This is a genomic window from Arthrobacter sp. RCC_34 (assembly GCF_041360795.1).
GTDB lineage: Bacteria > Actinomycetota > Actinomycetes > Actinomycetales > Micrococcaceae > Arthrobacter_E.
Map to the genome: position 1 here is coordinate 575050 of NZ_JBFUPW010000002.1, position 13561 is coordinate 588610.

13 protein-coding genes and 1 tRNA gene are annotated in these 13561 nt (G+C 66.9%); 10 read left to right on the forward strand and 4 right to left on the reverse strand.

The genetic code is table 11. The features are described 5' to 3' along the window. Nucleotides 1-154: 154 nt before the first annotated feature. Nucleotides 155-658 (reverse strand): hypothetical protein, encoded by a 504-nt coding sequence (locus AB6732_RS11315; protein ID WP_370960046.1) that lies wholly within the window; start codon nt 656-658, stop codon nt 155-157. A 288-nt stretch (nt 659-946) separates the two neighbouring features. Then, nucleotides 947-1738, reverse strand: coding sequence for a helix-turn-helix domain-containing protein (locus tag AB6732_RS11320; RefSeq protein ID WP_370960047.1), 792 nt, complete (start codon nt 1736-1738; stop codon nt 947-949). 309 nt (nt 1739-2047) lie between these two features. Between AB6732_RS11320 and AB6732_RS11325 the strand changes: the two genes are divergently transcribed. After that, a complete protein-coding gene (locus AB6732_RS11325; RefSeq protein ID WP_370960048.1) occupies nt 2048-3577 on the forward strand; it encodes a polysaccharide biosynthesis tyrosine autokinase in 1530 nt (509 codons plus the stop codon). Next, nucleotides 3577-4218, forward strand: coding sequence for a low molecular weight phosphatase family protein (locus tag AB6732_RS11330; RefSeq protein ID WP_370960049.1), 642 nt, complete (start codon nt 3577-3579; stop codon nt 4216-4218). Before AB6732_RS11325 ends, AB6732_RS11330 begins: the two co-directional genes overlap by 1 nt. Here the strand turns inward: AB6732_RS11330 and AB6732_RS11335 are convergent. Next, the gene (locus AB6732_RS11335; RefSeq protein ID WP_370960050.1) at nt 4196-4636 is read right to left on the reverse strand and encodes a VanZ family protein; all 441 of its coding nucleotides are present in this window, start codon (nt 4634-4636) and stop codon (nt 4196-4198) included. The two genes, AB6732_RS11330 and AB6732_RS11335, sit on opposite strands and share 23 nt — an antisense overlap. Nucleotides 4637-4738: 102 nt before the next feature. Between AB6732_RS11335 and AB6732_RS11340 the strand changes: the two genes are divergently transcribed. The 3 genes from AB6732_RS11340 to AB6732_RS11350 all read left to right on the forward strand — a co-directional run bounded on the left by AB6732_RS11340 (nt 4739) and on the right by AB6732_RS11350 (nt 7836). Continuing rightward, nucleotides 4739-5821 carry an LCP family protein gene (locus tag AB6732_RS11340; RefSeq protein WP_370960051.1) on the forward strand — a complete coding sequence of 361 codons (1083 nt, stop codon included), beginning with the start codon at nt 4739-4741 and terminating at the stop codon, nt 5819-5821. 76 nt (nt 5822-5897) lie between these two features. Beyond that, entirely contained in the window at nt 5898-6911 is a 1014-nt protein-coding gene (locus AB6732_RS11345) for a MauE/DoxX family redox-associated membrane protein (protein ID WP_370960052.1), read from the forward strand. A gap of 304 nt (nt 6912-7215) precedes the next feature. After that, nucleotides 7216-7836 carry a hypothetical protein gene (locus AB6732_RS11350; RefSeq protein WP_370960053.1) on the forward strand — a complete coding sequence of 207 codons (621 nt, stop codon included), beginning with the start codon at nt 7216-7218 and terminating at the stop codon, nt 7834-7836. 140 nt (nt 7837-7976) lie between these two features. Here the strand turns inward: AB6732_RS11350 and AB6732_RS11355 are convergent, their stop codons facing one another. Then, nucleotides 7977-8801 (reverse strand): inositol monophosphatase, encoded by an 825-nt coding sequence (locus AB6732_RS11355; RefSeq protein ID WP_370960054.1) that lies wholly within the window; start codon nt 8799-8801, stop codon nt 7977-7979. A 30-nt stretch (nt 8802-8831) separates the two neighbouring features. Between AB6732_RS11355 and AB6732_RS11360 the strand changes: the two genes are divergently transcribed. The 5 genes from AB6732_RS11360 to AB6732_RS11380 all read left to right on the forward strand — a co-directional run bounded on the left by AB6732_RS11360 (nt 8832) and on the right by AB6732_RS11380 (nt 13550). After that, nucleotides 8832-9482 (forward strand): hypothetical protein, encoded by a 651-nt coding sequence (locus AB6732_RS11360; protein WP_370960055.1) that lies wholly within the window; start codon nt 8832-8834, stop codon nt 9480-9482. 42 nt (nt 9483-9524) lie between these two features. Further along, nucleotides 9525-9597, forward strand: a tRNA-Arg gene (locus tag AB6732_RS11365). 116 nt (nt 9598-9713) lie between these two features. Next, nucleotides 9714-10130, forward strand: coding sequence for an NUDIX domain-containing protein (locus AB6732_RS11370; protein ID WP_370960056.1), 417 nt, complete (start codon nt 9714-9716; stop codon nt 10128-10130). Between the two features lie 386 nt (nt 10131-10516). Continuing rightward, nucleotides 10517-12073 (forward strand): choice-of-anchor G family protein, encoded by a 1557-nt coding sequence (locus tag AB6732_RS11375; protein ID WP_370960057.1) that lies wholly within the window; start codon nt 10517-10519, stop codon nt 12071-12073. Between the two features lie 106 nt (nt 12074-12179). Next, the gene (locus AB6732_RS11380; RefSeq protein WP_370960058.1) at nt 12180-13550 is read left to right on the forward strand and encodes a copper amine oxidase; all 1371 of its coding nucleotides are present in this window, start codon (nt 12180-12182) and stop codon (nt 13548-13550) included. Nucleotides 13551-13561 lie beyond the last annotated feature (11 nt).

Genomic DNA, 13561 nt, shown 5'->3' on the forward strand with positions numbered 1-13561 from the left:
AGACATTGTCGGTGACCTTCGATCACCCTAATCCACTCCCCGGGAAGCGCGAAACGCGCCAGCAGAAGTGCTGACGCGTTTCTCGGGGCTCCCCGTGACGCGGGATTCAGGACGGCGGACTATTCCGCCGTCCTGCCGTATCCCGGGTCGGTGATCAGTTGGCGCTGCAGAGAACCAGCGTCGAGTTGACGTTGCCGGAGAGCTTGCCACCGGTGGCGGTGTAGCCGCTGGGAAGGGTCACGGACGCGTTCAGGCTGAAGGCGACGCTGATCGAGAGCGTGGTGCGCAGGTTCAGGGTGGTGCCCGCCGCGAGCGGAGCGGTCAGGGTGATCTGACGGCCGGTGCCGCTCAGCACGGCGACCGAAGCCAGGCCGCCGGTGACGCTGAAGACGCCGATGTTGGCCACGCCGGAACCGGCGATCGTGATGACGGTGCCGGCCGGGATCGGGGCGGTCGGCGAAGCGGTCAGGGTGAAGCCCGGGCCGATGAGGCCGAGGACGCCACAGGAGCCGTTCAGGGCGAGGGCGCCGAGCTCGGAGGTGGAGGCGCTGGCCGCCGGTGCGGCGACGGCGGCGGCGATGACGGGCACGGACCAGGCAGCGCCCTTCACGACGGCGCGGCGGCTGGTGGAGTTGGAAAGCTTAATATCTGCGCTCATGGTTCCTCAATGTTTCGTTTCACGACAAAAAGTCTGTGGGCTGCGGAACCTTGCGAGTGCCGGTTCCCCCCTAGTGATTGAGAGCCTAACCACGGCGGGAGCGGGCAGGAGACCATTCCGGGAAAGTTGGCGCTTAACGACACAAGTTGTGCGCGAAACGTGCTTTATGGCGGCATTCGCGAAGGTCTTTGACGTCGGCCGAACCGGGAGTCCAGGAAAAAACCCGCCCCCGAAGTCGGAAGACTCCTCTTTCCGGAAGTGATCTCCCACTTATAAAAGAGGATTTATTCACTCCAGAGGAGCGCGGCCTTCCCGTAATTCCCGCGGTCCGCAGCCATACAGTTCATCGAGCGCGCGGCGGAGGGCCGCCGTCGTGCCGAAGCCGGTCTGTTCGGCGATCTGCTGAACGCTCAGCACGTCGTAGCGTGAATCCGTCAGCAGATTCCTGGCCAGCCGGCCCCGCTGCCGTCGGATCTCCGCCGCGATCGAATTGCCCACTTCCGCGAAAGCGGCCTGAACCCTGCGCAGTGAGGACTGCACGGCTTTCGCCACCGCCTCCGGCTTCAAGTGCTTGTCCGCGCACCGCTGAGCGATGACCGCCATGGCCTCATCCCGGAGCGCCGAAGAGGCCGAACCCGGCGCCCAGGAGGATCCGCAGTGCTCCAGCAGCGTGCTGCCCGCGAGTTCCAGGACGATCTGCTCCGACGCGTAATCCTCGATCGACGAGCGCCGATGGTCCTCCGGATGCGCCATCATCGCGCGGATGAAGCTGTGTGTCGCCTGGTCCAGACGGGTGAGGGTGGGGAAGAACTGAAGGCCCGTGAGGGCGCGCGGAGCGAACGTTTCGGCCGTGCTGCGCGTCAGCCGGATCCTGTCCACATCCCCTGGGCCCCGGAAAGGGCTCTCCAGGCCTTCCCCACCGGGCACCAGCAGCAGCGCCCCGGAACATTCCATCGCCCGCCCGTCGGCCGGATTGCTGATCAGCGCACGGTTCAGGAAGTAGAGGTCCACCCAACCGCCCGGGAATTCGAGAACGGAAAGGTCACCCTCATGGTGGGTGAGCGAGATTTCGCCAACCACACATTCGCGTGGAATCCCCGTGCCCTGCTGTCCTCCGTCGAACTCCGGTCCCCCGGATCCCTTCGCCTGGCCCCCCAGGACGTCTTGCCGCACCGCTTTTCCCCTCACCGCACTCACGACGAACCATTCGTCGTCCGCACATCGCATTTCCCGCAGCGCCGAGTTGTCGGCCCCTTCGGCTTGCGACGCGAATGTCATGCCTAAGTTATTGAGTAACACTTTAGATCCACAGGCTAGGATGTTCAGGATGCCAGGCTTCTGCACTGGCGCAGCGACTTTTCTTCACCGCACCACCAAGGGGATATCTACATGGAGTTGACCGATTACTGGAAAATTCTCAGAGCACACTGGGTTTCCGTCCTCGGCATCACGGTCCTGGGCGTCCTCGTGGCGTTCGGCTGGAGCCTGCTGCAGCCGAAGGTGTACAGCGCGGATGCCAGTGGCATCATTTCCGTGGGTGTGAACAAGGACCTCGGAACCGCCATGATCGGCGAAAACTATTCCAAGTCCCGGGCGAAGGCTTATCTGGATGTCGCGAAGTCCCGCTCCGTGGCGGAAAACGTGATCTCGGATCTCAAGCTCCAGAACACGACGCCGGAACAGCTCATCAGCCGGGTCACCGCCCAGAATCCGCTGGACACCGCGACCCTGAAATTCACCGCACAGGCCGGCACGCCCGAAGATGCGCGTGATCTCGCCGAGGCCTGGGTGCGTGCGGTCGGCAAGCAGGTCGACGCCCTGGAGAAGGGTCCCGCGAACACCGCGGAGAAGTCGATCGTGAGCTTCCGCTCCCTCGACGCGGCTCAGCTCCCCACCTCCCCGAGCTCTCCCAACACCCGGCTCGCCCTGGTCATCGGGCTGGTGGCCGGCCTGGTCGTGGCCGTGCTCTACGCGCTGCTGCGGAATCTCTTCGACCGCCGCGTCCGGTCCGCCGTCCAGGTCGAGGCAGAAACCGGTCTGTCCGTGATCGGCACGGTGCCGTTCAACAAGGACTTCGACAGCACGCACCGCATCGTCTCGTCCCACGGTGGCAACGATCTCGAGAACACGAGCCACCAGGATCACGCGGTGGCCGAGGCCATCCGTGAGCTGCGCACGAACCTCCAGTTCATGGACGTGGACAACCCACCGCGCATCATCGTGGTCAGCTCCGCCCTCCCCGGCGAGGGGAAGACCACCGTGGTGGCCAACCTCGCCCAGACCATCGCGGCGTCCGGCCAGCGCGTGGTCGTCGTCGACGGCGATCTCCGCCGCCCCACCGTGGCCAAGACCTTCGGACTGCTCACGACCATCGGCCTCACCGACGTGCTGATCGGCCGCGCGAACCTCAACGAGGTCCTCCAGCCGTGGGGCGACAGCGGCAACCTCTACGTCCTCGGAGCCGGCTCCGTCCCGCCGAACCCCAGCGAGCTGCTCGGCTCCAATGTCATGCAGAAGATGCTGCAGGACATCGCCAAGCACGCGATCGTCCTGATCGACGCACCCCCGCTGCTGCCTGTCACCGACGCCGCCATCCTGACGGCCCAGACCGACGGCGCCCTGGTGGTCACCCGCTCCGGCAAGAGCACCTACGACGAGCTCAAGCGCGCACTCCAGAACCTGGAGCGCGTCAAGGGCCGTCCCCTCGGCATCATCATCAACGGCGTGCCCCGCAAGTCCGCCGCGGGCGCGGGCTACGGCTACCAGTACTACACGTACTACAACCGCAAGGACGCGGGCGACAAGTCCCCGCGCGCCAGCCACGTGCCCGTGACCGAGTCCACCCCGGTGAGCGAAACCGATCCGGTGGAGCTCGAGCCGCAGCGCCACATGCGCCGTCGGGACCGTAGCAGGGCCTGATGTCCCGTTCCGCCCAGTCCGCCCGCAGGCCGCCGTCGACTGTTCTGACCGTGTGCATCGGCAACATCTGCCGCTCGCCCCTGGCCGAACAGCTGCTGAGGGCGCGCCTGGGGCAGGCCGGGCTGGGCGATTTCGAACTGCTCAGCGCGGGTCTGCGTGCCGTGGTGGGGGCGCCCATGGAGCCCTGGCCCGCAGCGCTGTCCCGGGAGTACGGAGCCGATCCCACCGGAGCGGTCGGGAAGCAGCTCTCGGCGGAGATCGTGGGAGCGTCGGATCTGGTCCTGACCATGACGCGGGGCCAGCGGGACGACCTCGTCAAGCGTCACCCCACCGCGGCCCAGCGGACCTTCACTCTTGCGGAGTTCGGCAGGATCCTCGACGCCCTGCCGCGTGCGGAGGAGGGCGCGGCGGCGAGTGACGCACCGCTGTGGGGACGGCCGGCGGACGCCGCAGCCGGCTCAGCCGTGAGTGCGGTGGTGCGCTCGGCGTCGTCGGCCCGTCATCTGGCGCCCCTCTCGGCGGAGGACGATGTGCGTGATCCGATCAACCTGCCGGAGGAAGTGCATCGGGCGGTGGGCCGCCAGATCGATGACCTGACCCGCCGGATCGCCGCGGGCCTCACACGGCACCTCGCGCACTGAGGCGGGACGTGATGGCCAGGACCACCTTCAGCAGCAGCACCCCCGCCAGGGTGCCCAGCGTGTTGGCGATGACATCGGACAGCGCCGTCACCCGGCCAGGGATGATGAGCTGCAGGAGCTCGATCCCCGTGGACAGAACAGCCCCGCTGAGCGCCACCGCCCAGCTGGGAAGGGCCGGGCGGGTCAGCAGCCGGAGGAGGAAGCCCCACGGGCCGAACAGCACGATGTTGGACAGGAATTCGACAGTCACTTCGGCCGGCTGACGGGGGATTCCGACCGTGGAGAGGAAATCGGCGATGACGGAGACGAAACCCGTCACATGGCGCGCATCGTCCGCCGGGAGAAGCACCACCAGGAGAAGCGCCACGATGTACACGGCGAAGACCGTCCGAGCCGTGACCAGCCAACCCCGCGTCATGGAACACCTTTCTCCAGCGGAACAACGTCAGCAGGCTACAGGAAAAGACCACTTGACCATCCCGGGAACACCTCTTCCCGTCCGAGCCACTCCAAGGAAGCCATGAGCCCCACCGATCTCCCTCCGGAATCCTCCTCGGCCCCGACCACGGATCCGACCGCGCCCCGCAAGCGGAAGAAGCGGGTGGCACTGTGGACCCTGGTCAGCTTCGCCACGATCGTGGTGCTCGCCGGGGTGGCCGCGTTCATCTACATCGCAAGCCTGATGAACACCTTCGACTCCAAGACGGCCAAGCTCCCCTCCGCGTTCCCCGCGGAGAGTCAGCGTCCCGCCGTCACCAAGGTGGGCGACAAAGCGGCCATCAACATCCTGCTGGTGGGCTCCGACAGCCGTGGCGCGACGAAGGACACCGCCGAGTCGGGGAAGGCGTCCGACCAGCGGGCCGACAGCCTCATGCTCTTCCACGTGCCCGCAGACCGGAAGAACGCCTACCTCGTGTCGATCATGCGCGACACCTGGATCCCCATCGCCGGGCACGGAGAAGCCAAGATCAACGCCGCCCTGGCATTCGGCGGCGTCCCACTCCTCGTCCAGACCGTGGAAGGCCTGCTGAAGCAGCGGATCGATCACGTGGCCTTCATCGACTTCGAGGGCTTCAAGGGCCTCACCGACGCGATCGGCGGCGTGGACGTGGACGTCCCCGTGGCCTTCACGTCCAGTGGCTTCGGCAAGGAGGGCTTCCACTATCCCAAGGGCACCATGCACATGGACGGCACCACTGCCCTGGCCTTCGTCCGTGAGCGCTATGCCTTCAACGACGGCGACTATCAGCGAGTGCGGGACCAGCGCGTCTTCTTGCGCGCCCTCATGAGCAAGATCGCCAAGCCGGAGGTGCTCGCCAACCCGGGAACCCTGAGCTCCGTGGTCAACGAGATCTCGCCCTTCATCACGGTGGACTCGGCGTTCACCGGGCAGAAGGCCGGGGAACTCGCCGTGGAGCTCAAGGACATCCGGCCCTCGAACACGGTCATGTTCACGCTCCCGACTCTCGGCACCGGCTGGTCGCCGGACGGGCAGTCGATCGTGAATCTCGACTCCGCCAAGGCGAACAGCCTGGCCGATGCGATGAAGGCCGGAAAAATGCCCGATTTCATCGCGGCCAACAATCTGAAGAACGGGAACTGAGCGTTTCCGTCGCTTTTCACCGCGACGGAAACACCCCTGAGGAATCAGGGGAATCAACGGAATCAGTGGAGGAAGTTTGACACCGGATGCGCTTGTCCTCGCCCCGATCGGTCTCGCGGCCGTTCTCGTCCTGAGCGGAATCGCCAAGCTGCGGGACCGTGAATCAACGCTCAGCGTGGTGACCGAACTCCGGCTCCCCGGTTTCCTGCGACACGACTATTTCGCGTGGGCGCTTCCCGCGGGCGAGCTTCTCCTGGCCGTTCTTCTGCTGTCTCCGTGGCGGGGTGCTATTGTGGTCGCCGCGGTGCTGTCGTCGGCATTGTTCCTCGGCTATTGGGTGGTCATCGCCCGCGCCATGACTTTTGATCCACGTCCGAACTGCGGGTGTTTCGGCCGTATCGGCGATCAGAGTGTTTCCGGAAAGACCCTCCTCCGGAATTCACTGCTTCTTGTTCTCAGTGCGCTCACCCTGTGGCTGGCCTTCGGCGGCGGGACCGTGTTCTCCGTGGTCACGCAAGAGCCCGCGGGCCTCTGGTGGATCGCGCTGTGCGCCCTTCTGCTGGCGCTGACGGGGCTGATCGTGTCCCGCCCGGGCCAGGATCAGGCCGGTGCCGCCGCCGGGCCGCAGCGCCCCGCTTCCGAGGAGCCGGACCCCGAGGACGCCGACTACGACCGCGATCCCATTCCCACGGCTCTCCTGCAATCCGAGGACGGCGGTGTGCAGACCCTACGGGAACTCGCGTCAGCAAGGCCCCAGCTCCTGGTGGCATTCAATTGCGTGTGCAAGCCGAGCCACGTGGCGGCGGGCAAGGTCGCCGAATGGGGCGAACGCATCCCCGAGGTCGATGTAAGGATCCTCAGCACGGTGCCGCACAAACCGCTCCGCCGTTCCATCCCCACGGCCGAGGGTGTTCTCTACGATCACGAAAGCCTCGCCTGGAACGCCCTCGGCCTCACCAGTTCTCCCTCCGCGGTGCTGCTCGGGGCGGACGGATATCTTGCCGGAGGCCCCGTCGAAGGACTTGATGAGATGGAGAGTTTCGTCGAGGAGATCGCGGACGTCCTCCGCGAGGCCGCCGAGGAACGCTGAAAGTCCGCGTTGCTTACTGAACTGCGCTGATCCCTGAACTGCGGAATTCGTCAGAGCGACGACGGCCACCGGTCCGCCGGCGTCATCGCTTTTCCGGAGCGTTCTGAACAAGTCCGGGACTTTTCCCGTTCACGGAAAAAGCCGCGGGTGCCTTCCGCCCTGCCGAGAGACACCTATCAAATCGGTATGACTACCTGTCGCAGACTTTTAAATCATTGACAACAGGCTCTGACATCGTGATACAACTCATAGGAAGCCGGAATTAGGGATCCGGCTCATCACTCGCATCTTCCAGGAGCCAATAATGAGTAACGAGACGAACAAGTCCATCGAGCGCCGCCGGGTTCTCCGCGGCGCCGCATGGGCTACGCCGGTGCTGGCTGCGGCCATCGGCACCCCCGCGGCCGCCGCTTCCGGCGGACCGGTCTGCCCCACCTGCATCCAGCCGGGCGTCCTGCTCGGCGGCGCCACCACCAGCCAGTCGATCGTGGTGGGCAACAAGGGTGCTCTCGCCTTCGCGGGCGTGTTCGGCATGGATTCCAGCAACTGTAATCTGAGCCTGTTCCAGCCGGCTTACACCTCGATCGTCACCTCTGCCACCCTCACCATGAGCGACGGCAGCACCCACGTCGGCACGGGTCTCGGCACCGCCACGGGCACCTTCGGCCAGATCGGCGCCCTGCCGGGCACCTGGCTGTTCAGCAACATCACCTTCCCGAACGGCACCTACATCCTCGGAAACAACCCGGTCCGTCCCACCCGGATCACCGCCACCGTGAATGTCATCCTCGTGGGCCTGCCCTCGCTGCTGCAGATCACCTGCCCCGTCACCCTGACCTGGGACCTCAACGTCTTCGCGACGGGCACCGTCCTCTTCGGCGCCGGCACCCTCAACTACACGGGCACCGCAACGCCCGTCCCGTAGGCCGTCCGGTTCCACGAACCGTTCTCTTGCACGCAGAAGGCCCCGGACATCCGTCCGGGGCCTTCTTGTTCGTTCTGTTCGCTCTGCTCGTCCGGCGGACCTGGCGGACCTGGCGCCGCGCCACCCAGGCGGCCCGGGGCTCAGCCGCTCACGTTCGTGGTGAGCATCGCGGCACGCAGCTGGGCGACCGCCGTCGTGCTGCCGGCGAGGAACCAGCGGAGCCCGTTGACCGTCACGACGTCGACGGCGCCGCCCGAGGCCAGCACGAGAGCGGCGCCCGGGAACCAGTCCCAGTCGGGGCAGGAGTGCTGGAACCAGCAGTCGATCTCGCCCTGCGCCACCCGGGAGAGATCGCAGGACCCCGATCCGAGCATCCGCAGCGACGCGGCGCCCACTGCAGCGGCGTGCCAGGGCATGGCGCACAGCGGATCCTGCAGCCAGGTGGGGTGGATGTAGGTGGCCGCACTGGACTCCGCCAGATCCTTCGTGGCCGGGCCGCTCAGCGGCCTGCCATTGAGCGTGGCGGGGTGGTCCTCCCCGCCGACCCAGAGCTTGTCCTCCTCCGGCTGATGGACGGCCCCGAGGAGCGGTCGGCGCACGCCATCCTCCTCGGTGACGAGCGCGACGGCGGAGCACCAGTAGGTGGAACCCCGCAGGAAGTTGTAGGTGCCGTCCACAGGGTCGATCACCCAGGTGCGCCCGCTCGCCGACGGGTGGGCCGAGCCCTCCTCGCCGAGGATTCCGTCGTCCGGACGGCAGCGCCGGAGCTGCTCCACGATGTACGCCTCGGCCGCGCGATCCGCCTCCGTCACCACGTCGGCGACATTGGACTTCTGCTGCGAGGTCACCCCCGAAGCACGCATCAGCTGGGCCAGTGAACCGGCCTCCCGGACCAGCACTTCGGCCAGGGCGGCGTCGCTCAGAGAAGGGTCGGGGTTGGCGGTGCTGTGGCGGCCGATGCTCATGACTCCAGCGTATCCGCGATAATGGAGGACATGTCCAAAACGCCTGCCCAGCGCATCAAGAAGCACGGCTCCCGGGCCGATGTCCCCGACACCGCTCCCCCGCCGGTGATCAACCCGCTGAGGCAGCGTTCCACCCCTCAGCAGCCCGGACAGCAGCCGGCGCAGCAGCCGCAGTCCAGTGCGAAGATGCTCGTCATCGCCGCCGTGATCGCAGCCCTGTTCATGTTCTGGTACCTCCACCTGATGGCACTGTCCCAGATGACGCAGCTCAGCGGCGGGCTCACGATGCCAGATTCGCGGGTGTTCGGCTTCGACTCCGCCGCGATCGAGCAGCTGCGCGGCGCCATGGACGACGCCGCCCGCGGTCAGCTCAACTGGGTGCACAAGACCGCAGGCATGCTGTTCCCCCTCCTGTTCGGCCTGGCCTGGGCGCTCGTGATCGGGATCAACACCGGCCGCTCCTGGCTCCGCACCGCACTCTGGTCCCTGACAGGGCTGTTCGTGGTGGTCCGCATCGTCGGCAACTTCGCCGTCGACGCGCTCTTCGCCGCGGCCGCCCCGTCCGCGGGAGCCGTCGCCTGGGCTTCGTTCCTGGTGGTGTCCGGCTGGGTGCTCTTCGTCCTGTGCCTCGCGGCTGCGGTCGTGGCGCTCGTGCGCGGCCGGAAGAAGACTCAGGCCTAGGCGCAGGCCGCAAGCTTGTATGCTTAAGGGCGTTGTCAGCCCGCCCTCGTAGCTCAGGGGATAGAGCACGGCTCTCCTAAAGCCGGTGTCGTTGGTTCGAATCCAATCGAGGGCACACAGAGTCCGACGCCGGAACCGCGGCACGCAGCAGCGTGCCGCGGTTCCGTGCTTTCCGGGTGCGGCCGCACCGGAACACCGCTCCCCAGTGCCGGCTTGCTAGGGTACTGAACCATGAGTTCACCGCACTTCCTCACCGTGTCCGCCGTCTGTGTCTACGACCAGGAGGGGCGGCTCCTGACGGTCCGGAAGCGCGGCACGGACAAGTTCATGCACCCGGGCGGGAAACCCGAGCCCGGCGAGACCGCGGCGCAGGCCGCGAGCCGTGAACTCGCGGAGGAGGTCGGCATCAGCATCCGGCCCGAGGATCTCCAGCACCTGGGCACCTGGGACGCGGATGCGGCCAATGAGGCGGACACCGTCATCAGGGCCAGCGTGTTCAGTGCACCCGGCGCCTGGGAAGCCACGCCTGCCGCGGAGATCGAGGCGATCCGCTGGCTCGACCTGGAGCGCGAGTGGCCCGGCGATCTCGCGCCTCTGTTGACCGAACACGTCCTCCCGGCGCTCCTCGAAACCCGCGGGGCCCGCTGACCCGACGCAACGCGTCACTGACACCGTGTGCCGCAGAGGAAATCCTCCGTTCGCGGTGACCTATGGAAAGGCCTTGGAAACCCTCGTGGTGGCCGGGGCCTTTTCCTTGTCCTGAGGCCCGGGAGGCCCGCTCCCCCGCCACCTGTCATCATGGTGAATTCAGTTCTTCAAGAATTCCGGCATGCGAGATTTCGCTCCCGTGCGACGTTCAGCCCCAGGTCCGAGGGCGGTCCAGGTATTGCTCAGACGCGGCTCCTGCCATTCCGAAAACACCCGCGTGTGGACACTTATTGACACTGATTTACCAAGATGTCAACGTTTGTGATGTCAGTTCCAACACCCTTTGAGAGAAATCTCTTGGTTCATTCACTCCTAAGGAATCTGTCATGACCTCATCACCGCACTCTCACGCCTCTTTGCGATGGCAGCAAGGACGGCGCCTCGGCGCCGTCACCGCCGTCGTGGCGCTCACCACCGTGAGCGCCGGCCTCTCGCCCGCCGTCGCCGACACCCCGTCGCCGTCCTCCGCCTCCTCCGCCCCCGTCTCGGTGTCCTTTACAGGGAAGAATGCCGTGACCTGGGGCGGCAGCTCCGCCGCCTACCCCTCCAACCCAGGCCCCAACTACGGTTACGTGCCGAACGATGTGCAGCTCGGATCCGCGAGCACGACGATCGGCGGAGCATCCGTGGCGCTCTCCAGCCTGGTCCGGCTGGACTCCGGTGGTCTGCTGACCAGCATCAGCCAAGCAGGCTCGGCCCAGGACTCCCGTGGCGCGTCAGGGGCGCTCGGGCAGAACTTCACCTTCACCACCACCGGCGATCCGTCTCAGGCTGCCCATATCGACCTGATCAAGGCCGGCGCGGGATCCACGATCCCGGCGGGCCTCGTGGACAGCGTCACGCTCGACCTCGGCGCTTTCTCCTCCGAGACCAGCTTCGTCAACGGCCGGCTGCAGGACCCCGACGGCGTCGGCGGCCCGGGCCGCTACCGCGTGGGCCAGGCGGATGTCACCGTGAAGTCCTCCGCCGTGAAGAACGCGGCGGCACAGCTGTACAACGGTCTGGGCGCCGTGGACCGGAAGATCGAGCAGATCGTCAATCAGGGCGTGCCGCTGAACAAGCTCAACGGGCTGCTCGGCGTCGTCCTTCCGACGCCCACGCTGACCGTCCAGAGCAACACGCGCGACAAGGTGTTCGCGAAGCTGCTGGCCCAGCCGCTCACGTCCAAGAACAAGCTCGTCACCATCGATCTCTCCACCGGCACCGTCAAGGTCCACCTGGATCAGCTCGCGTCCGGCGGGCTGAACTCGCAGAGCCCGAACAAGGAGCTCATCGACTCCAAGGACTACCCGCTGATCGCGCAGACGGTCCACGATCTGATGCATGACGCGACCAACATCGCCGTCGGCGCGGTGGAGAACTCGCTCGACGCCGTGAAGATCAAGCTCAGCTGGGTCGGTCCGCTCCTGCTCAGCCCCAACGGACTCAACATCACCTGGAGCTTCACCCTGAAGCAGGCGGCGACCGGCACGCTCCCGGCCCCGGTCAACAACAGCAGCGGACTGCTCGGCGGAGTGGTCGGCAGCCTCGTGACCACGCTCGCCAAGTCCGCCAATGTGGTGGGCACGGTCTTCCGCCCGGTCTACAACCTGGTGATCGCCAACGCCGGCGACGGGGTGTTCGATCTGCTGATCAACCAGATCAAGTTCGGGTTCACCTCCACCGTGGTGAACATGCTCCAGCCGGTCTTCACCGCGGCCACCCAGGTGGTCTCCGTGAAGGTCAACAGCCAGAGCACCGAAACCTGCACCCCTGCGGGCGGCGCCCCGGTGCCGAGCTCGCATTCGCTCTCGGCCCTGAGCCTGTCCTTCCTGAAGTCCGCCGACGGCGCACGTCTGGACCTGGGCAAGTCCTCCGCGAAGGCGACCCCGGCCGGCTGCTGACCGCTGCCAGCACCACCCGAGGGTGTGCCGTCACCGGACGGCACACCCTCGGCGTGTCCGCCGCCTGGCAGGCCGCCAGGCTCCTCAGAACCTTCCAGGAGGAACGGTGACCCGGAAGACCAAGCTCCTTCTCGCCCTCGCTGTCGCAGTGCTCGTCTTCCTCGGCGGGTGGGCCGGGGGAACCCTCGCGGCACCCGGCCGGACCGCTTCCGCGGAACCTGCGCCGGCGTCGTCGCCCTCCTCCGGGGCCGGCCCAGCGGCGCCGGAGTGCGGCGACGGCGCCAAGACCCTCACCCACCGGTTCCCGGCCGGCAGCTCCTGGACCATGTGCTGGAGCGTCGATCCCCAGCAGGGCCTCACCCTCTCCAAGGTGGGCTACACGGCGCCGGGCCAGGAGACGCTGCCGGTCGTCCAGGAGATCTCGCTCTCGCAGCTGGAGGTCCCCTATGACACCGGCGTCCGCACCACCAAGGACATCACCGAGCACGGCTTCGGCGGGCGGAACATGAAGACGCTCGGCTCCGCCGAATGCGCCGGCACGAGGGTCGCGACGACGCTGCCCGATTTCGGCTCCGGAGCGGTCGGCGGCTCGGAGACCCGTGAGGTGCTCTGCACGGAAGAGGTCGACGCCGGCCTGGGCCGCCGCAGCGAATACACCGGCAGCCCTGTCGCCCAGCGTGGCCGCTCCTTCGAGATCAGCACACTCTCGGTGGTGGGCTGGTACGAATACCTCTCCCTGTACAGCTTCGGCGAAGACGGAAGCATCACCCCGCGCCTCGGCGCCACCGGCGATCTCTCCCCGGAGGACTACTCCCACGACGCCGAGCACGGCTCTCCCGTCGGCCCGGGCGCCGCAGAGGGCGCCACGAGCCACAGCCACAACGCGGTCTGGCGGATCCACTGGGGACTGCCGGGGAACCAGAGCGTCCAGGAGTACAACGCGGACTTCACGGGACAGCGCGGCAAGGACGCGGCGATTGTGAACGGCACCTTCACCCCGCTCGCCACCGAGACCCAGCGGCTGCGGGACGACCGCCGCTGGTGGCGTGTCCTGGGCGGCGCCAGGAACCCGGACGGCCATCAGGTGTCCTACCGCATCCAGCTCGACCAGAGCGACGGCTACACCCCGCACAGCCATGGCGACCACGCCGGCCAGGCCGGACCCGGTGCTGGCGATGCGGCCTTCGGTTATGACGTGGCGTTCACCCGGTTCAAAGACTGTGAGCGGTACGCCACCCAGAACCTGTCCGCAGGCTGCCCCTCCGCCGGGATCCCTCAGTTCGTGTCCGGGGAGAAGCTCGACGACGTCGTCTCCTGGGTGGCCGTCTCCTATCACCATGTGCCGCGCGACGAGGATCAGAGTCCCATGGACGTGCACTGGCAGGGCTTCTCCCTCCAGCCGCGGGACGCGTTCAGCCAGAACCCCCTCACGCCGCCGGAACGGTCCACCGTGAACGGCAAACCCACGGCCAAGTGACGCTGCGAACC